Source organism: Micromonospora sp. L5 (assembly GCF_000177655.2).
In the GTDB taxonomy this organism is placed as follows: Bacteria; Actinomycetota; Actinomycetes; order Mycobacteriales; family Micromonosporaceae; genus Micromonospora; species Micromonospora aurantiaca.
The window spans coordinates 2,574,905-2,592,116 of sequence record NC_014815.1 but is presented as its reverse complement, the minus strand read 5'-3'; the positions used below and the strand labels follow the sequence as shown (position 1 = coordinate 2,592,116).

The following is a 17,212-nucleotide window of genomic DNA, read 5'->3' as shown; positions in this document are numbered from 1 at the left end:
GCGCGGCTGGCCGGCCCGCTCCGGTCCGCCCGGCCAGAGAGATGTCCTGCAAGCGTTATGACTGAGAGGCATATTTATGCCTCTCAGTCATAACGAGCTCTCCGGCGTGGTTCTCCGGCGACGGCCACTGCCGGCAGCTGTCGTCCGCGCCGACCTCCAGGCGTCAGGAAGGGTCGCGGCCGGCGAGCAGGTCGGCGAAGTCGGTGGTGAGCGCGAACGGGTCGGCCGCGCCGGTCGCGGGCGGGCGGCGGTCCACCTGCTCGGCCAGCTCGGCTCCGGCCCGGCGGATCCGGGACCGCAGCGCGCTGTCGCCGTCGTCGCCGGCCCAGTCCTCCGGTGCGGCGAAGACCGCTGTGGGCAGTGTCGCCGCCCGCAGGTACGTGAACATCGGCCGGACCGCGTGCTCCAGCGCCAGCGAGTGCCGGGCGGTGCCGCCGGTCGCCCCGAGCAGCACCGGCTTGCCGGCGAGCGCGTCCCGGTCGACCACGTCGAAGAACGACTTGAACAGCCCGTTGTACGACGCGTTGAAGATCGGCGTCACCGCGATCAGCCCGTCGGCGGCCGCCACCTCGTCGAGCGTCCGCCGCAGCGCGGCCGGGGCGAAGCCGGTGAGCAGGTGGTTCACCACGTCGTGGGCGTGCTCGCGCAGCTCGACCACGCGCAGTTCCACAGTGGCGCCGCGGCCGGCCAGCTCGTCGCGGGCGGCCGCGGCGAGCTGGTCGGCGAGCAGGCGGGTCGACGACGGCTGGCCGAGACCGGCCGAGACGACCGCGAGGGTACGGCTGGTCATCGCTGCTCCCCGGCCGGGGCGGCGTCGCGGGCGGCCAGCAGACTCGCGTGGGTGGGCGCCTCGGGCACGTGCGCGGGACGCAGCGAGTCGAACTCCTTGCGCAGCACCGGCACCACCTCCTCGCCCAGCAGGTCGAGCTGCTCCAGCACCGTCTTCAGCGGCAGCCCGGCGTGGTCGATCAGGAACAGCTGCCGCTGGTAGTCGCCGACGTACTCGCGGAAGCCCAGCGTGCGGTCGATGACCTGCTGCGGGCTGCCCACGGTCAGCGGCGTCTCGCGGGTGAACTCCTCCAGCGACGGCCCGTGCCCGTAGACCGGGGCGTTGTCGAAGTAGGGGCGGAACTCGCGTACCGCGTCCTGGGAGTTGCGGCGCATGAACACCTGCCCGCCGAGGCCGACGACGGCCTGGTCCGGCGAGCCGTGGCCGTAGTGCGCGTACCGCTCCCGGTAGAGGCCGACCATCCGCTGGGTGTGCTCCTTGGGCCAGAAGATGTGGTTGGCGAAGAAGCCGTCGCCGTAGTACGCGGCCTGCTCGGCGATCTCCGGGCTGCGGATGGAGCCGTGCCAGACGAACGGCGGTACGCCGTCGAGCGGGCGCGGGGTCGAGGTGAACGACTGCAGCGGCGTACGGAACCGGCCCTTCCAGTCGACCACGTCCTCGCGCCACAGCCGGTGCAGCAGGTCGTAGTTCTCGATGGCCAGCGGGATGCCGTTGCGGATGTCCTGCCCGAACCACGGGTAGACCGGGCCGGTGTTGCCGCGGCCCATCATCAGGTCCACCCGGCCGTCGGCAAGGTGCTGGAGCATCGCATAGTCCTCGGCGATCTTCACCGGGTCGTTCGTGGTGATCAGCGTGGTCGAGGTGGACAGCAGCAGCCGTTCGGTGCGCGCGGCGATCCAGCCGAGCATGGTGGTCGGCGACGACGGCACGAACGGCGGGTTGTGGTGCTCGCCGGTGGCGAAGACGTCGAGGCCGACCTCTTCGGCCTTGAGCGCGATGGCGGTCATGGCCTTGATCCGCTCACGCTCGGACGGCATCCGCCCGTTCGTGGGGTCGACGGTGACGTCACCGACGGTGAAGACTCCGAACTGCATGACCAGCTCCTCGCGTGGGGTCCGGACCGGTCGGCCCGGGATCGCTCCTCACAACATATTTGACGAGTCAACTATTCCGGTGGCCGCCCACCCCCGCGTGGCCCGGATCACGCGCCGCCCACCGACTACCCTTGCCGCGATGACGTACCCCTGGCTCGACGCACCCGCCGCGCAGGTCGCCGACACCGCGCGGACGCTGCTCGGCTGGACCGTGTCGTCCGGCGGCGTCACCGTCCGGCTCACCGAGGTCGAGGCGTACGCGGGCACCGGCGAGGACGCGGCGTCGCACGCCCACCGCGGGCCGACGCCGCGCAACAGGGTCATGTTCGGGCCCGCCGGGCACGTCTACGTGTACTTCGTGTTCGGCATGCACTGGTGCGCGAACATCGTCTGCGGTCGCGACGGCGAGGCGGCGGCGGTGCTGTTGCGCGCGGGCGAGGTGGTCGACGGCATCGAGACCGCTCGCGAGCGCCGGCCGCGCGCCGCCGACCGGGAGCTGGCCCGCGGGCCGGCCCGGCTGGTCACCGCGCTCGGGCTCGGGCGGGAGGCGAACGGCACCTCGGCGATCGACGGCAGCGGCCCGCTGCTGCTGACGCCACCGGCGAGCCCCGTCGACCCGGCGCGGATCGTCTCCGGGCCACGCGTCGGGGTCGCCGCCGCGCACGACCTGCCGTGGCGGTTCTGGCTGGCGGACGAGCCCAGCGTCAGCGTCTACCGGCGGCACACGCCGCGCCGCCGGCCCGCTCCGGCCGCCCCGGTGCGGAACTCACCGGCCTGAATCGGCCGTTCCGGGCAACCCGGAACACCCCGCGGCGCGTCTGTCGTGCATGACGCGCCGTCTTCTCACCACGCCCCGGAGGCACGGCGTTGTGCACGAATGACTTTCAACAGGGTGTTGACAACAGGTCATTCTTGGGTGTGGGATGGACGGCATGGTCACCGTGGACAACGACCCGTTCACCGCTCCGGATGCTGCCCAGGCCCGGGCGCACCGCAACTACGCGGCGCTGCTGCGGATCGCCGAGCGGCACGCCGGCACCAACTCCCGCCGCCGGCGCTACGCCCACCCGGACGTGCCCGACGCCTACGAGGCGGCCACGCTGGTGATGGCGCTGGCCGGGGGCGCCGAGCTGGACGAGGGTGAGGAGCCCGTCGACCAGGCCGACCTGATGGCCGCGCTGACGCTGATCCCGCACGTGCGGGCCGAGGTGGACGCGCTGGAGGCCGGCCTGTTGCAGGTGGCCCGCGGGCGGGGCATGACCTGGCAGGCGATCGCCTTCGGGCTGGGGCTGGGCAGCGCCCAGGCGGCCCGGCAGCGCTACGAGCGGCTCACCGTCCGCACCGGCACCGGCGACTGACCGGCCGCCCGGCAGCGCGGGCTGTCACAGCGGCGGGCGAGACTGTGCCGGACGACGGCACGGGAGGACGCGATGACGCGCGAGGAGATGCTGGCCTACTGCCTGGCCAAGCCGGGAGCCTGGCTCGACCGGCCGTGGGAGGGCGACGAGGTGGTGAAGGTGGGCAGCCGCATCTTCGCGTTCCTCGGCTCCCCCGACGGTGAGGCCCGTCTCGGGGTGAAGTGCGGGGCGTCCCGGGAGGTGGCCGACGAGTGGCTGCACCGGTTCCCGGCCGACGCACGCCCCTCCCCCTACATCGGCCGGTCGGGCTGGAACACGCTGCGGCTCTCCGGCGGCATCCCGGACGACGAGCTGATCGAGGCGGCCGACGGTTCGTACGACGCGGTGGTGGCCAAGCTCCCGAAACGCGAGCGCCCCACCGGCTGACCGGAGAATGCGGACAGAGCACCGAACAGCGCTGGATCGGACGGTGCACCGAGCGGCGGAGTCCGAAGTCCGAGACCGCAGCCCGAGGTCCCGCAAGGCAGGATCCGCATTCCACAAGGCAGGACCGCTGTAGATCTTGGAAGCTTAGCGCCCCTATGGGGGCCATTTCGTACCAAGATCTCGGCGCGGGGCGCGGGGCGCGGGGCGGGGCGCGGGCGCCGCGCCGGGCGCCCGGCGTGGGGCGTGCGGCTGGTCCGGGACGGGGCGAGCCCTGCCCCGGACCAGCCGCGCAGGTCAGCGGGGTACGACCCGCTCGGCGGCCCACTCCCGCCAGCCGGTCAGCTTGTCCGCCGCGGCGGCGAGCTGGTCGGCGACCGGGCCGGGGCCGGTGGATCCGGGCGTGATGCGGGCGGCCAGCGCCGAGCGCACCGAGAGCACGTCGCGCACCGACGGGTCCAGGTGCTCGCTGACCGCGGCCAGGTCGGCGTCGGACACCTCGTCGAGCGCGCAGTCGCGGGCCGCGCAGAGCGCCACCAGCTTGCCGGTGATCTCGTGCGCGTCGCGGAACGGCACGTTGCGCCGGACCAGCCAGTCGGCGACCTCGGTGGCGAGCGAGAAACCCGACGGGGCGCTCGCGACCAGCCGGTCCACCCGGACCGTCATCGTGGAGATCATCCCGGCGAGCGCGGGTAGCAGCAGCTCCAACGTGTCGACCGCGTCGAACGCCGGCTCCTTGTCCTCCTGCATGTCCCGGTCGTACGTCATGGGCAGGCCCTTGAGCATGGTGAGCACGCTCATCAGGCCGCCGACCAGGCGGCCGGACTTGCCCCGGGCCAGCTCGGCGATGTCCGCGTTCTTCTTCTGCGGCATGATCGACGAGCCGGTGGCGAAGGCGTCGTCCAGCTCGACCCAGCCGAACTCCTGCGAGGTCCAGAGCACCACCTCCTCGCCGAGGCGGGACAGGTGCACGCCGATCATCGCGGTGACGAACAGGAACTCGGCCACGAAGTCGCGGTCGGCGACCGCGTCCATCGAGTTGGCGAACGAGGTGCGGAAACCCAGCTCCTTCGCGACCGCCACCGGGTCCAGCGGCAGTCCCGAGCCGGCCAGCGCGCCCGCGCCGAGCGGGCTGATCGCGGTCCGCTCGTCCCAGTCGCGCATCCGTTCCAGGTCGCGCAGCAGCGGCTGCACGTGGGCCAGCAGCCAGTGCCCGAACGTCACCGGCTGGGCGTGCTGCAGGTGCGTCATGCCCGGCGCGGCGGTGTCCACGTGCCGTTCCGCCTGCTCGACGAGGGCCTCGGCCAGCTCGACCAGCCGGGCCGCCACGCCGCGGGCGTGGTCGCGCAGGTAGAGCCGCAGGTCGGTGGCGACCTGGTCGTTGCGGGACCGGCCGGCGCGCAGCTTGCCGCCGAGGCTGCCGAGCCGTTCCAGCAGGCCGCGTTCCAGCGCGGTGTGCACGTCCTCGTCGTCGACGGTCGGGCGGAACGCGCCGGAGGCGCAGGCCGCCTCCAGGTCGTCCAGCGCCGCCAGCATCCGGCCCAGTTCGTCCGGGTCGAGCAGGCCGGCGCCGGCGAGGACCCGGGCGTGCGCGCGGGAACCGGCGATGTCGTACGGGGCGAGGCGCCAGTCGAACTGGACGCTCACCGACAGCCGCGCGAGCGCCTCGGCGGGCCCGCCGGCGAACCGGCCGCCCCAGAGGCTCGTCCGGTTGGCGGGGGCGCTGTTCTCGGTCAGGCTCTTGTCGTCCACCCCACCCATTGTGGTGCCCCCCATCAGGCCCCTCCCATCCGGGCGTCCCGTTGCGCGGCCATCGTGCTGGGCAGTCCCCACAGTCGTACGAATCCCTTCGCCAGCGACTGGTCGAACGTGTCGCCGGTGTCGTAGGTGGCAAGGCCGAAGTCGTAGAGGCTCGCCTCGGAGCGCCGGCCGGTGACGACCGCCCGGCCGCCGTGCAGCCGCAGCCGTACCTCGCCGGTGACGTGCCGCTGCGCGTCGTGGATGAACGCGTCCAGCGACCGCTTCAGCGGCGAGAACCAGAGCCCGTCGTAGACCAGCTCACCCCAGCGCTGGTCGACGCCGCGCTTGAACCGGGCCAGGTCCCGCTCGACTGTGACCGCCTCCAGCTCCTGGTGGGCGGTGATCAGGGCGAGCGCGCCGGGTGCCTCGTACACCTCGCGGCTCTTGATGCCGACCAGCCGGTCCTCGACCATGTCGAGCCGGCCCACGCCGTGCGCCCCGGCCCGCCGGTTCAGCTCCCGGATCGCCTGGTACGGGGTGACCGTCTCGCCGTCGATCGCGACCGGGACGCCGTCGTCGAACGTGATCACCACGTCGTCCGGGTCGCGTTCCGACGCCGGGTCCTCGGTGTACGCGTAGAGGTCCTCGACCGGGGCGTTCCAGATGTCCTCCAGGAAGCCGGTCTCCACGGCCCGGCCCCACAGGTTCTGGTCGATCGAGTACGGCGACTTCGCCGACACGTCGATCGGCAGCCCCTTCTCCTCGGCGTACGCGATCGCCTTGTCCCGGGTCCAGGCGAAGTCCCGGGCCGGCGCGACGACCTTCAGGTCGGGCGCGAGGGCGGCCAGGCCGACCTCGAACCGGACCTGGTCGTTGCCCTTGCCGGTGCAGCCGTGCGACACGATCGTGCCGCCGTGGGCGCGCGCCGCCGCGACCAGGTGCTTGACGATCAGCGGCCGGGACAGCGCGGACACCAGCGGGTAGCGGTCCATGTAGAGGGCGTTGGCCCGGATCGCCGGCAGGCAGTAGTCGGCGGCGAACTCGTCGCGGGCGTCGACCACCTCGGACTCGACGGCGCCGCAGTCGAGCGCGCGCTGCCGGATCACTGCCATGTCCTCGCCGCCCTGACCGACGTCGACGGCGACCGCGATCACCTCCGCGCCGGTCCGCTCGGCCAGGTACGGGATGGCGACCGAGGTGTCCAGGCCCCCGGAGTACGCGAGCACGACCCGCTCGGTCACGAGGTGCCCCCTTCGGCTGTGTCGTCGCGGCGAGCCCACGCGGCGAGCCGCTCACCCAGCGCGGCGCCGCCGTCGGCCTCGCGGGCCACGACGAGGATGGTGTCGTCACCGGCGATGGTGCCGACGATCTCGGACAGGCCGGCCCGGTCCAGTGCGCTGGCGAGGTACTGGGCGGCGCCCGGCGGGGTGCGCAGCACCGCGATGTTGCCGCTGGAGTCGACGCCGTTCAGCAGTTCACGCAGCAGCCGGACCAGCCGGGCCGGCGCACCCTCGGCGTCGCGCAGCGGCCGGTGCCCGTCCTCCGGGATCAGGTAGACGCCCCGCCCGTCGCCGCCCCGCGCGGTCACCGCTCCCAGTTCCTTCAGGTCCCGCGACAGGGTGGCCTGGGTGACCTGGATGCCGTCCCCGGCGAGCAGGTCGGCCAGCTCGGTCTGCGAGTGGATGGGGGTGTCGCGGATCAGCTCGACGATGCGGGCGTGCCGCGCGGCGCGGGTCAGCGGAGCGGTCATGCGGATTCCTCCAGGAGAAACGTCAGCAGCGCCTTCTGGGCGTGCAGCCGATTCTCCGCCTGGTCGAACACCGCGCTGTGCGGGCCGTCGAGCGCCTCGTCGGTGATCTCCTCGCCCCGGTGGGCGGGCAGGCAGTGCAGCACGATCACGTCGGCGTCGGCGTGGCCGAGCAGCGCGGCGTTGACCTGGTACGGCAGGAACGGGGTGATCCGGTCCAGCCCGTCGTCCTCCTGCCCCATCGACGTCCAGGTGTCGGTGGCGACGACGTGCGCGCCGCGTACCGCCTCGACCGGGTCGGTGAACAGCTGCACCGACCCGCCGGTGGTGGCGGCGATCTTCTCGGCGCGGGCCACGATCTCCGGGTCCGGCTGGAACCCGTCCGGGCCGGCGATCCGCACGTGCATCCCGGCGGTCGTCCCGGCCAGCAGGTACGAGTGCGCCATGTTGTTCGCCGCGTCGCCCACGTACGTCACGATCCGCCCGGCGGTGCCGCCGAAACGCTCCCGCACGGTGAGCAGGTCGGCCAGCAGCTGGCAGGGGTGGTACGTGTCGGTGAGCGCGTTCACGACGGGCACCGTCGCGTGCTCGGCGACCTCGGCGATCCGGTCGTCGCCGTGGGTACGCAGCACGATCGCGGCGACGTAGCGGGACAGCACCCGGCCGGCGTCGGCCAGCGTCTCGCCCCGGCCGAAGTGGGTGACCTGGGTGTCCACCACGAGCGGGTGCCCGCCCAGCTCGGCGATGCCCACGTCGAACGAGATCCGGGTGCGCAGGCTCTGCTTGTCGAACAGCACCGCCACCGACTTCGGCCCGGTCAGGGGCTGGTGCGCGTACCGGTCGGCCTTCATGCGGGCGGCGAGGTCGAGCACGGCGGCCTGCTCGGCGGGCGTGAGGTCGTCGTCGCGCAGGAAGTGGCGGATCATGCGGGAGCCTCCGTCGGGGTCGTGGCGTCGGGCGCGGCGGCGGACAGCGCGGCCGGCAGCGCGGCGAGGAACGCGTCGGCCTGGGCCGCGGTGAGGATCAGCGGCGGGGCGAGCCGGACCACGTCCGGCTGCACCGGGTTGACCAGGAAGCCCGCCTCGCGCAGCGCGGCCGCGGCGGCGGCGGAGACCGGCTGGTCGAGCACGATGCCGAGCAGCAGGCCGGAGCCGCGTACCTCACGGACCAGCGGGTGCCCGAGCGCCTCGACGCCCCGGCGCAGCCGCTCGCCGATCCGCTTGACGTGGTCGAGCAGGCCCTCGTGCGCGATCGTGGAGACGACAGCGAGCGCGGCGGCGCAACTGATCGGGTTGCCGCCGAACGTGGTGCCGTGCGAGCCGGGGGTGAGCAGGTCTGCGGCCCGGCCGAAGGCCAGGCAGGCGCCCAGCGGCAGCCCGCCGCCGAGGCCCTTGGCGAGCGTGACGACGTCCGGCTCGACGCCCTCGGCCTGGTGGGCGAACCAGTGGCCGGTCCGGCCGACGCCGGTCTGCACCTCGTCGAGCACCAGCAGCGCGCCGTGCGCGGCGGTGATCCGCCGGGCCGCGGCCAGGTAGCCGGGCGGCGGGACGACCACGCCGTTCTCGCCCTGGATCGGCTCGATGATCAGCATGGCGGTGTCGTCGGTGACCGCCTCGGCCAGCGCGTCGGCGTCGCCGAACGGCACGTGGGTCACGTCGCCGGGCAGCGGGCGGAACGGGTCGGCCTTCGCGGGCTGCCCTGTGAGCGCCAGCGCGCCCATGGTCCGGCCGTGGAACCCACCGTGGGTGGCGACCACGTGCCGGCGGCCGGTGAGCCGGGACAGCTTGAACGCGGCCTCGTTGGCCTCCGCGCCGGAGTTGGCGAAGAACACCCGGCCCGGGCGGCCGGCCAGCGCGAGCAGCAGCTCGGCCAGCGCCACCGGCGGCTCGGCGACGAACAGGTTCGACACGTGCCCGAGCGTCGCGACCTGCTTGCTGACGGCGGCGACCACCGCCGGGTGGGCGTGGCCGAGCGCGTTGACGGCGATGCCGCCGAGCAGGTCGACGTACTCCCGGCCGGTCTCGTCGACCACGACGGCGCCGGAGCCGGAGACGAGCGCCAGCGGCGGCGTGCCGTAGTTGTCCATCATGGTGGCGTTCCACCGCTGCACCAGCGTGCTCATGACTCGATCACCATCGTTCCGAAGCCCTCCGACGTGAACACTTCCAGCAGCGTGGAGTGGGCGACCCGGCCGTCGACGACGTGCGCGGCGGGTACTCCCCCGCGCACCGCCCGCAGGCAGGCCTCCATCTTCGGGACCATGCCCGACTCCAGGGACGGCAGCAGCTTCGCCAGGTCGTCCGCGGTGATCTCGCTGATCAGGCTGGACGTGTCGGGCCAGTCGGCGTACAGGCCGGGCACGTCGGTCAGCACGACCAGCTTGCGGGCGTCCAGCGCCACCGCCAGCGCGGCGGCGGCGGTGTCCGCGTTGAGGTTGTGCAGCACCCCGTCGGCGTCCGGCGCGACTGTCGAGATGACCGGGATCCGGCCGGCCTCGATCAGGTCGGTGACCGCCGAGACGTTCACCGACTCCACGTCGCCGACCTGGCCCACGTCGACCGCTTCGCCGTCCACGTACGCGGGGCGGCGCACCGCGGTGAACAGCCCGGCGTCCTCACCGGAGAGGCCGACCGCGTACGGGCCGTGCGCGTTGATCAGCCCGACCAGTTCCCGGCCGACCTGACCGACCAGGACCATCCGGACCACGTCCATCGCCTCCGGGGTGGTGACCCGCAGGCCGCCCCGGAACTCGCTGGCGATGCCGAGGCGGCCGAGCATGGCGGAGATCTGCGGGCCGCCGCCGTGCACCACGACCGGCTTCAGGCCGGCGTAGCGCAGGAACACCATGTCGGCGGCGAACGCCCGCTGGAGTTCGGGGTCGACCATGGCGTTGCCGCCGTACTTGACCACGACCGTGGCGCCGGAGAAACGGGCCAGCCAGGGCAGCGCCTCGATCAGCGTGGCGGCCTTGGCCTGGGCCCGGGTGAGGTCAGCGGAGAGGTTCATGTGGAGTAGGCCGAGTTCTCGTGGACGTACGCATGGGACAGGTCGTTGGTCCAGATGGTGGCGGTGTCGGCGCCGGCGTGCAGGTCGATCCGGACCGTGACGCCGCGGCCGGTGAGGTCCACCTTGGCGCGGTCCTCGGCGGCGGCGCCGCCCCGGCACACCCAGATGCCGTTGACCGCGACGTCCACGCCGTCCGGCTCGAACACGGCGGCCGTGGTGCCGACCGCGGCGAGGATCCGGCCCCAGTTCGGGTCGTTGCCGAACAGCGCGGTCTTCACCAGGTTGTTGCGGGCCACCGTGCGGCCCACCTCGACCGCGTCGTCCTCGCTCGCCGCGCCGACCACCTCGATCGCGACCTCCTTCGTCGCGCCCTCCGCGTCGGCCAGGAGCTGCTGGGCCAGGTCGTGGCAGGCGGCGGTGACCGCGGCGGTCAGCTCCTCGGCGGTCGGCTCGATGCCGGAGGCGCCGCTGGCCAGCAGCAGCACCGTGTCGTTGGTGGACATGCAGCCGTCGGAGTCGATCCGGTCGAACGTGATCCGGGTGGCGGCGCGCAGTGCGGCGTCCAGGGCGTCCGGCCCGGCCACCGCGTCGGTGGTGAGCACGCAGAGCATGGTGGCCATGGCCGGGGCGAGCATGCCCGCGCCCTTCGCCATGCCGCCGACGGTCCAGCCCGTACCCTGCGCCACAGTCGTCTTGGGCCGGGTGTCGGTGGTCATGATCGCCTCGGCGGCCGCCGGGCCGCCGTCGCGGGACAGGCCGCGCACCGCCTCGCGTACGCCGGGAAGCAGTTTGTCCATCGGCAGCCGCTCGCCGATCAGGCCGGTCGAGCAGACCGCGACCTCGCCCGCGCCGACGATCAGCCGCGCGTTCGCCGCGGTGATCGCGGCGGCGGTGTGCTCGGCGGTGGCGTGGGTGTCCTGGAAGCCGGCCGGGCCGGTGCAGGCGTTCGCACCGCCGGAGTTGAGCACCACGGCGCGCACGACGCCGCCGTGCACGACCTGCTGGCTCCACAGCACCGGCGCGGCCTTGACCCGGTTGGCGGTGAACACACCGGCCACACCGGCGTCCGGGCCGTCGTTGATCACGAGGGCGACGTCGGCGGCGCCGGAGGACTTCAGTCCGGCCGCGACACCTGCGGCGCGGAACCCACGGGGGACGGTGACGCTCACGGGGCCACTCCAAACACGGACAGACCGGTGGTCTCGGGGAGACCCACCATCAGATTGGCGTTCTGCACGGCCTGGCCGGCCGCGCCCTTGCCCAGGTTGTCGATCGCGCTGACCACGATCACCCGGCCCGAGTCGACGTCCACAGTCGCCTGGAGGTGGCAGGAGTTCGACCCGGCGGTGGCCGCGGTGTGCGGCCACGATCCCTCGGGCAGCACGTGCACGAACGGCGCGTCGGCGTAGGCGGCGGCCAGCACCGCGCGCGGGTCGGCGTCGCCGGTGGGCACCGCGGTGACGGTGGCCAGGATGCCCCGGGGCATCGGCGCCAGCACCGGGGTGAAGGACAGGCCGGTCGCGCCGGTGGCCTGCTTGATCTCCGGCACGTGCTGGTGCGCGCCCACCTTGTAGGGGGTCAGGTCGCCCATCACCTCGCTGCCGAGCAGGTGCGCCTTGGCGGCCCGGCCCGCGCCGGAGGTGCCGGAGGCGGCGACCACCACCACGTCGTCGGGGCGTACCGCGCCTGCGGCGATCAGCGGCGCCAGCGCCAGCGTGGTCGCCACGGCGTAGCAGCCGGTGCTGGCGACCCGCGTCGCGGCGGCGATCTCGGCCCGCTGGCCGGGCAGCTCGGGCAGCCCGTAGGTCCAGGCACCGGCGTGCTCGCCGCCGTAGTAGCGGGACCAGGCGCCGGCGTCGCGCAGCCGGTGGTCAGCGCCGAGGTCGACCACCTTGACCGGGTCGGGCAGCGCCGCGGCGAGCGCCGCGGACTGCCCGTGCGGCAGGGCCAGGAAGACCAGGTCCGCGTCGGCGAGGGTCGCCGGTTCGGTCGCGGCGAACACCAGGTCGAGGCCCGCGAGGTGCGGGTGTACGGCGGTGACTGGCTGACCGGCCTGGCTGTGCGCGGTGGCGGCGATCAGCTCGAACTCGGGGTGACCGGCGAGCAGGCGCAGCAGTTCGCCCCCGGCGTATCCACTCGCCCCGGCCACGGCAACCCGAATGCCCATACCCACCTCCGCATGACTATGCAGAGAAGAGTACCGGTCGGGGCAGCGCCACCGCAAGGTCATACGGCGCGTTGCATAGCCATGAGATGACGTTCACCAGCGGCTCGCGTGAGCCGGCGTGTTAAGAGGGGCCCCCTCCTCTACCGGAGGCGTTAAGAGGGGGCCCCTCCTTTCATGCGCCGCGCAGGGTGGCGCCGAAACGCTCGGCGGCTACCGCCACCGCCGCGTCGCGCGCGGCCACCGCCTCCTCGCCCGCGAGGGTCCGGTCCGGGGCGCGGAACGTCAGCTTGTACGCCAGCGACTTACGTCCCTCGCCGAGCTGCTCGGAGGTGTAGACGTCGAACAGGCGGACGTCCTCCAGCAGCGCGCCCGCGCCCTCGACCAGCGCCGCCCGCACCTCGGCCGCCGGCACCGCGTCGTCCACCACCAGCGCCACGTCGATCAGGGCCGGCGGGAACGTGGAGATGGTCGGCCCGGCCGCCAGCGGGGCGGCGGGCAGCGCGTCCAGGTCCAGTTCCATGGCGCTGGTACGCCGGGGCAGCTCCAGCGCGGCCAGCACGGCCGGGTGCAGCTCACCGGCGTGGCCGACGACCACGTCGTCCACCACCAGTTCGGCGCAGCGGCCCGGGTGCCAGGGCGCCCGCTCCCCGGCCCGTACCGTCACCCGGTCGGCGGGGATCCCGGCGGCGTCGAGCACCGCCCGGCCCGCCTCGACGGCGTCCGCCCAGCCGGCCGTGCGGCCCGCGCCCCACCAGCCGGCCGGTTCGATCTCGCCGGTGAGCGCCACCGCGACGTGCCGGGGCTGGGCGGGAACGACCGCGTCGGCGGCGGCGAACTCCTCGTCGGTGGGCCGCCGGTCCACGCCCATCGCGGGCGGGGTGCCGGCACCGGGACGCGGGTGGAAGACCGTGCCGATCTCGTAGATCGCCACGTCCCGCTGGCCCCGGCCGACGTTGCGCTTGACGATGCCGAGCAGCGGGCCGAGCAGCGTGGTGCGCAGCAGCGGCTCCTCCTCCGACAGCGGGTTCGCCAGCCGTACCGCGGGGCGGCGCGGGTCGTCGGCGGGCAGGCCGAGCTGGTCGACCAGTTCCGGCGCGACGAACGGCTGCGCCAGCACCTCGACGTAGCCGCGCTCGGCGAGCGAGCGGGCGACGGCCCGGCGACGCTGCTGCTGCCAGGTCAGGCCCCGGCCGGGCGGCGCGGTGGGCAGCACCGACGGCACGCGGTCGTAGCCGTCGAGGCGTACCACCTCCTCCACCAGGTCGGCCGGGTCGGTCAGGTCGGGCCGCCAGCTCGGCGGCGTCACGGTCAGCACCTCACCCTCGCCGGAGCCGACCCCGGCCGTGCCCGGGTCCTCGGCGAGCCGGTCCGCGCCGCGCGTGACTGTGCAACCGACCTGTTCCAGCAGCTCCACCACGCGGTCCGGCGAGTAGGACACGCCGACCCGCCGCGACGGCAGGTCCACCGGCAGCGTCACCGGCGTACGCGGCGCGACGTGGTCGATGTCGAGCACCTCGTCGCCGGCCGTGCCGCCGGCGAGGTCGGTGAGCAGCCGGACCGCCTTGTCCAGCGCGACGAGCGGCAGCGCCGGGTCCACGCCCCGCTCCCAGCGCTTCGCGGCCTCGCTGAACAGCTTGTGCCGCCGCGCGGTACGGCCGACGGTGGCCGGATCCCAGTGCGCCGCCTCGAACAGCACGTTCGTGGTGGAGGCGAGCACCTCGCTGGTCTCGCCGCCCATCACCGCGGCCAGCGAGATCGGACCGGTCTCGTCGCAGATGACCAGGTCCTCGGCGGACAGCGTGCGGTTCACCCCGTCCAGCGTGGTCAGCTTCTCCCCCACCTCGGCGCGGCGCACCACGAGCGTGCCGGCGATCCGGTCCGCGTCGAAGGCGTGCATCGGCTGGCCGAGTTCGAGCATCAGGTAGTTGGTGATGTCGACGGCGAGCGAGATGCTGCGCACCCCGGCCACCGTGAGCCGCTGCCGCATCCAGCCGGGCGTCTCGACCGTCGGGTCGACGCCGCGCACCATCCGCGCCGCGAACCGGTCGCAGCCGACCGGGTCACGGACCTCGACCGGGTACGCGGGCTCGGCGGTCGCGCCGGGCGCGGGCGCGTCGGCCGGGTCGCGGAACGGCACGCCGAGCGCGTGCGACAGCTCCCGGGCGATGCCGCGCACGCTCAGCGCGTACCCGCGATCCGGGGTGATCTCCATCTCGACCACGACGTCGTCCAGGCCGACGACGGGCCGGGCGTCGTCGCCGGGCTGGGCCTTGACGTCCTCGGGCAGCACGACGATGCCCGAGTGGTCGTCGCCGAGCCCCAGCTCCTGCGCCGAGCAGATCATGCCGTGGGAGTTGCGCCCGTACGTCTTGCGCGCGCCGATCGCGAACCCGCCGGGCAGCACGCCGCCGGGGAGGATCACCACGACCTTGTCGCCCACGGCGAAGTTGCGCGCCCCGCAGACGATCTCCTGCGGCTCACCGGTGCCGTTCGCGGCGCCGACGTCGACCCGGCAGAAGCGGATCGGCTTCTTGAAGCCGGTCAGCTCCTCGATCTCCAGGACCTCGCCGACGACCAGCGGGCCGGTGACCGACTCGCGCAGGTCCACCACGGACTCGACCTCGATGCCGAGGTCGACCAGCGCCTGCTCCAGGTCGCCGGTGGGCAGGTCGGCCGGCAGGTCCACGTACTCCCGCAGCCAACTGACAGAGACTCGCATGACTGTTAAACCACCGTTCCCGTAGCTCAGGCGCCGAACGCGCGGGTGAACCGCACGTCGCCCTCGGCCATGTCCCGCATGTCACTGACGCCGTGCCGGACCATCACGGTCCGGTCGATGCCCATGCCGAACGCGAATCCGGAGTAGACCTCCGGGTCGATGCCGCAGGCGCGCAGCACCCGCGGGTTGACCATGCCGCAGCCGCCCCACTCGACCCACTGCGGACCGTCCCGGTGCTCCGGGAACCAGACGTCGAACTCCGCCGACGGCTCGGTGAACGGGAAGTAGTGCGGCCGCCAGCGTGTCTTCGCACCCTCGCCGAACATGGCCCGGGCGAAGTGGTCGAGCGTGCCGCGCAGGTGCGCCATGGTGATGCCCTTGTCCACCACGAGGCCTTCGACCTGGTGGAACACCGGCGCGTGGGTGGCGTCCAGCTCGTCGGTGCGGTAGACGCGGCCGGGCACGACCACGTAGATCGGCGGCTTGCGGCTGAGCATGGTGCGCGCCTGCACCGGCGACGTGTGGGTGCGAAGAACAAGGCCCGAGCCTTCGGGTGCGATGTGGAACGTGTCCATCAGGCCGCGCGCCGGGTGGTCGGCCGGGATGTTCAGCGCGTCGAAGTTGGTCCACTCCAGCTCGACCTCGGGGCCCTCGGCCACCTCGTACCCCATGCCGATGAACAGGTCGCTGATCTGCTCCATCAGCACGCTCAGCGGGTGGCGGGCTCCGCGCGGCCGGCGGTCGTACGGCAGGGTCACGTCGACCCGCTCCTCGACCAGTACCCGCGCGGCCCGTTCCCGGTCCAGGATCTCCTGCCGGGCGGCGTACGCGGACTCGATGGCCCGGCGGGCCTCGTTGACCCGCTTGCCGGCGTCGGCCTTCGCGGCCGGCGGCAGCGCGCCGATCTCCCGGCGGGCCAGCGACACCGGGGACCGGTCACCGAGGTGCGCGGGGCGCAGCGCGGTGAGCGCGTCCGGGTCGGCGGCCTCGGCGAACGCCTTCTCGGCGTCTGCCACGGCCCCGGCCAGGGCGTCCGGGTCGAGCAGGGCGACCTGCTTCGGGTCGTACGGATCGTTGCGGTAGCTCATGGTGAACGGGCACTCCCTCACGGCGGCGCCGACCCTCGCGGGTGGCTAGGCGAGTCTACGGACGCGCGGCTTCGCCGCAGCCCGCCGGTGGGGAGTCGTGCAGGGGGAAGGGTCAGGCCCGCCGCCCGCCGACACCGGCGGGCTGGCTAAACGAACGCCGTGGCGCGTTCATGACGAGGCGGACTCCCCTGCTGTGTCGTGCGTGGCCCTGGGGGCACGCTGTGCTCTGGCGGAAGAATACAGGCACACGGCCGCCGCCGCAGCCAGGTTCAGGCTCTCCGCGCGCCCGTGCAGCGGCACCCGGACCCGGGCGTCGGCGGCGCCGGTCAGCTCGTCGGGCAGGCCGTGCGCCTCCGAGCCGAACAGCCACGCGGTGGGGGCGGCCAGCCGGCCCGCGTCGGCGAGGTCGTCCAGGTCGCTGTCGCCGTACCCGGTGGTGGCCAGGATCTCCAGGCCGGCGGCCCGCAGCGCCTCGACGGCGGCGAGCGGGTCGGCGGCGCGCACCACGTCGACGTGGAAGAGGCTGCCGGCGGAGGCCCGCACGCACTTGCCGTTGTAAGGGTCGACCGCCTCGCCCGCGAAGATCACAGCGCCCGCGCCCGCCGCGTCGGCGGTGCGCAGCACGGTGCCGGCGTTGCCCGGGTCACGGATCCCGACGAGCACCGCGACCAGGCGCGGCCCGCGCGCCACTGCCTGCTCCAGGGGTACGTCGAGGTGCCGGCACACCGCCACCAGGCCCTGCGGCGCGACGGTCTCGGTGAGCGCCGCGAGCGCGTCGTCGGTCACCTCGGAGACCGGCACGTCGGCGCGGGCGGCGGCGGCCGCGAGGTCGGCGTACCTGTCGAGCGCCGCCGGGGTGCCGAACAGCTCGACCACGGTGCCGGCGCGCGCGAGCGCCTCACGGACCGCCTGCGGCCCTTCGGCCAGGAACCGGCCGGCCTGGTCGCGGTCGCGCCGGCGCTGCAACCGGCGGGCGGCAACGACCCTCGGGGTACGCGGGGTGAACGGTCCGGGAACGGCGTCGAGGCGCCTCCCCTGCGACTGTGACTGCATGGGAGACGCCTCGATCTGCCGCACGGG

At 73.8% G+C, this 17,212-nt stretch carries 16 protein-coding genes; 3 read left to right on the top strand and 13 right to left on the bottom strand.

The window, feature by feature from the left end; translation table 11 throughout:
* Positions 1-163: 163 nt before the first annotated feature.
* Both ML5_RS12435 and ML5_RS12430 read right to left on the bottom strand, forming a co-directional pair.
* The gene (locus tag ML5_RS12435) at positions 164-790 is read right to left on the bottom strand and encodes a CE1759 family FMN reductase (protein ID WP_013474921.1); all 627 of its coding nucleotides are present in this window, start codon (positions 788-790) and stop codon (positions 164-166) included.
* Positions 787-1,884: an LLM class flavin-dependent oxidoreductase gene (locus tag ML5_RS12430; RefSeq protein WP_013474920.1), complete on the bottom strand. Its 1,098-nt coding sequence runs from the start codon at positions 1,882-1,884 to the stop codon at positions 787-789. The genes ML5_RS12435 and ML5_RS12430 overlap by 4 nt, the downstream gene beginning before the upstream one ends.
* A gap of 139 nt (positions 1,885-2,023) precedes the next feature.
* Here ML5_RS12430 and ML5_RS12425 point away from each other — a divergent pair, with 139 nt between their 5' ends.
* From ML5_RS12425 to ML5_RS12415, 3 genes are all read left to right on the top strand, one after another.
* A complete protein-coding gene (locus ML5_RS12425; protein ID WP_013474919.1) occupies positions 2,024-2,662 on the top strand; it encodes a DNA-3-methyladenine glycosylase in 639 nt (212 codons plus the stop codon).
* A gap of 154 nt (positions 2,663-2,816) precedes the next feature.
* The gene (locus ML5_RS12420; protein WP_013285554.1) at positions 2,817-3,242 is read left to right on the top strand and encodes a hypothetical protein; all 426 of its coding nucleotides are present in this window, start codon (positions 2,817-2,819) and stop codon (positions 3,240-3,242) included.
* A gap of 72 nt (positions 3,243-3,314) precedes the next feature.
* Positions 3,315-3,668: an MmcQ/YjbR family DNA-binding protein gene (locus tag ML5_RS12415; RefSeq protein WP_013285553.1), complete on the top strand. Its 354-nt coding sequence runs from the start codon at positions 3,315-3,317 to the stop codon at positions 3,666-3,668.
* A gap of 294 nt (positions 3,669-3,962) precedes the next feature.
* Here ML5_RS12415 and argH read toward each other — a convergent pair whose 3' ends face one another.
* The 11 genes from argH to ML5_RS12360 form a co-directional block, all read right to left on the bottom strand.
* The gene (gene argH, locus ML5_RS12410; RefSeq protein ID WP_030271078.1) at positions 3,963-5,426 is read right to left on the bottom strand and encodes an argininosuccinate lyase; all 1,464 of its coding nucleotides are present in this window, start codon (positions 5,424-5,426) and stop codon (positions 3,963-3,965) included.
* 14 nt (positions 5,427-5,440) lie between these two features.
* Complete coding sequence (locus tag ML5_RS12405; RefSeq protein WP_013474918.1) at positions 5,441-6,646, bottom strand: argininosuccinate synthase; 1,206 nt, start codon at positions 6,644-6,646, stop codon at positions 5,441-5,443.
* Positions 6,643-7,155: an arginine repressor gene (locus tag ML5_RS12400; protein WP_013474917.1), complete on the bottom strand. Its 513-nt coding sequence runs from the start codon at positions 7,153-7,155 to the stop codon at positions 6,643-6,645. The genes ML5_RS12405 and ML5_RS12400 overlap by 4 nt, the downstream gene beginning before the upstream one ends.
* Positions 7,152-8,078, bottom strand: a complete 927-nt coding sequence (argF, locus tag ML5_RS12395) for an ornithine carbamoyltransferase (RefSeq protein ID WP_013474916.1) — start codon at positions 8,076-8,078, stop codon at positions 7,152-7,154. Before argF ends, ML5_RS12400 begins: the two co-directional genes overlap by 4 nt.
* Positions 8,075-9,274 (bottom strand): acetylornithine transaminase, encoded by a 1,200-nt coding sequence (locus ML5_RS12390; RefSeq protein ID WP_013285548.1) that lies wholly within the window; start codon positions 9,272-9,274, stop codon positions 8,075-8,077. The genes argF and ML5_RS12390 overlap by 4 nt, the downstream gene beginning before the upstream one ends.
* Positions 9,271-10,158 carry an acetylglutamate kinase gene (argB, locus tag ML5_RS12385; RefSeq protein WP_013285547.1) on the bottom strand — a complete coding sequence of 296 codons (888 nt, stop codon included), beginning with the start codon at positions 10,156-10,158 and terminating at the stop codon, positions 9,271-9,273. Before argB ends, ML5_RS12390 begins: the two co-directional genes overlap by 4 nt.
* Complete coding sequence (gene argJ, locus ML5_RS12380; protein ID WP_013285546.1) at positions 10,155-11,327, bottom strand: bifunctional glutamate N-acetyltransferase/amino-acid acetyltransferase ArgJ; 1,173 nt, start codon at positions 11,325-11,327, stop codon at positions 10,155-10,157. Before argJ ends, argB begins: the two co-directional genes overlap by 4 nt.
* Positions 11,324-12,325, bottom strand: coding sequence for an N-acetyl-gamma-glutamyl-phosphate reductase (gene argC / locus ML5_RS12375; RefSeq protein ID WP_013474915.1), 1,002 nt, complete (start codon positions 12,323-12,325; stop codon positions 11,324-11,326). Before argC ends, argJ begins: the two co-directional genes overlap by 4 nt.
* 172 nt (positions 12,326-12,497) lie before the next feature.
* Complete coding sequence (gene pheT / locus ML5_RS12370) at positions 12,498-15,044, bottom strand: phenylalanine--tRNA ligase subunit beta (RefSeq protein ID WP_013474914.1); 2,547 nt, start codon at positions 15,042-15,044, stop codon at positions 12,498-12,500.
* Between the two features lie 26 nt (positions 15,045-15,070).
* Entirely contained in the window at positions 15,071-16,132 is a 1,062-nt protein-coding gene (pheS, locus tag ML5_RS12365) for a phenylalanine--tRNA ligase subunit alpha (RefSeq protein WP_013474913.1), read from the bottom strand.
* 168 nt (positions 16,133-16,300) lie between these two features.
* On the bottom strand, positions 16,301-17,185 hold the full coding sequence (locus ML5_RS12360; protein ID WP_013474912.1) for an RNA methyltransferase: 885 nt from the start codon (positions 17,183-17,185) through the stop codon (positions 16,301-16,303).
* Between the last annotated feature and the right edge of the window lie 27 nt (positions 17,186-17,212).

What these genes read in the sequence shown, in the direction of transcription:
- ML5_RS12435 (WP_013474921.1), bottom strand. Translation starts at nt 790, where the DNA reads ATGACCAGCCGTACCCTCGCGGTCGTCTCGGCCGGTCTCGGCCAGCCG.
- ML5_RS12430 (WP_013474920.1), bottom strand. Translation starts at nt 1,884, where the DNA reads ATGCAGTTCGGAGTCTTCACCGTCGGTGACGTCACCGTCGACCCCACG.
- ML5_RS12425 (WP_013474919.1), top strand. Translation starts at nt 2,024, where the DNA reads ATGACGTACCCCTGGCTCGACGCACCCGCCGCGCAGGTCGCCGACACC.
- ML5_RS12420 (WP_013285554.1), top strand. Translation starts at nt 2,817, where the DNA reads ATGGTCACCGTGGACAACGACCCGTTCACCGCTCCGGATGCTGCCCAG.
- ML5_RS12415 (WP_013285553.1), top strand. Translation starts at nt 3,315, where the DNA reads ATGACGCGCGAGGAGATGCTGGCCTACTGCCTGGCCAAGCCGGGAGCC.
- argH (WP_030271078.1), bottom strand. Translation starts at nt 5,426, where the DNA reads ATGGGTGGGGTGGACGACAAGAGCCTGACCGAGAACAGCGCCCCCGCC.
- ML5_RS12400 (WP_013474917.1), bottom strand. Translation starts at nt 7,155, where the DNA reads ATGACCGCTCCGCTGACCCGCGCCGCGCGGCACGCCCGCATCGTCGAG.
- argF (WP_013474916.1), bottom strand. Translation starts at nt 8,078, where the DNA reads ATGATCCGCCACTTCCTGCGCGACGACGACCTCACGCCCGCCGAGCAG.
- ML5_RS12390 (WP_013285548.1), bottom strand. Translation starts at nt 9,274, where the DNA reads ATGAGCACGCTGGTGCAGCGGTGGAACGCCACCATGATGGACAACTAC.
- argB (WP_013285547.1), bottom strand. Translation starts at nt 10,158, where the DNA reads ATGAACCTCTCCGCTGACCTCACCCGGGCCCAGGCCAAGGCCGCCACG.
- argC (WP_013474915.1), bottom strand. Translation starts at nt 12,325, where the DNA reads ATGGGCATTCGGGTTGCCGTGGCCGGGGCGAGTGGATACGCCGGGGGC.
- pheT (WP_013474914.1), bottom strand. Translation starts at nt 15,044, where the DNA reads ATGCGAGTCTCTGTCAGTTGGCTGCGGGAGTACGTGGACCTGCCGGCC.
- pheS (WP_013474913.1), bottom strand. Translation starts at nt 16,132, where the DNA reads ATGAGCTACCGCAACGATCCGTACGACCCGAAGCAGGTCGCCCTGCTC.
- ML5_RS12360 (WP_013474912.1), bottom strand. Translation starts at nt 17,185, where the DNA reads ATGCAGTCACAGTCGCAGGGGAGGCGCCTCGACGCCGTTCCCGGACCG.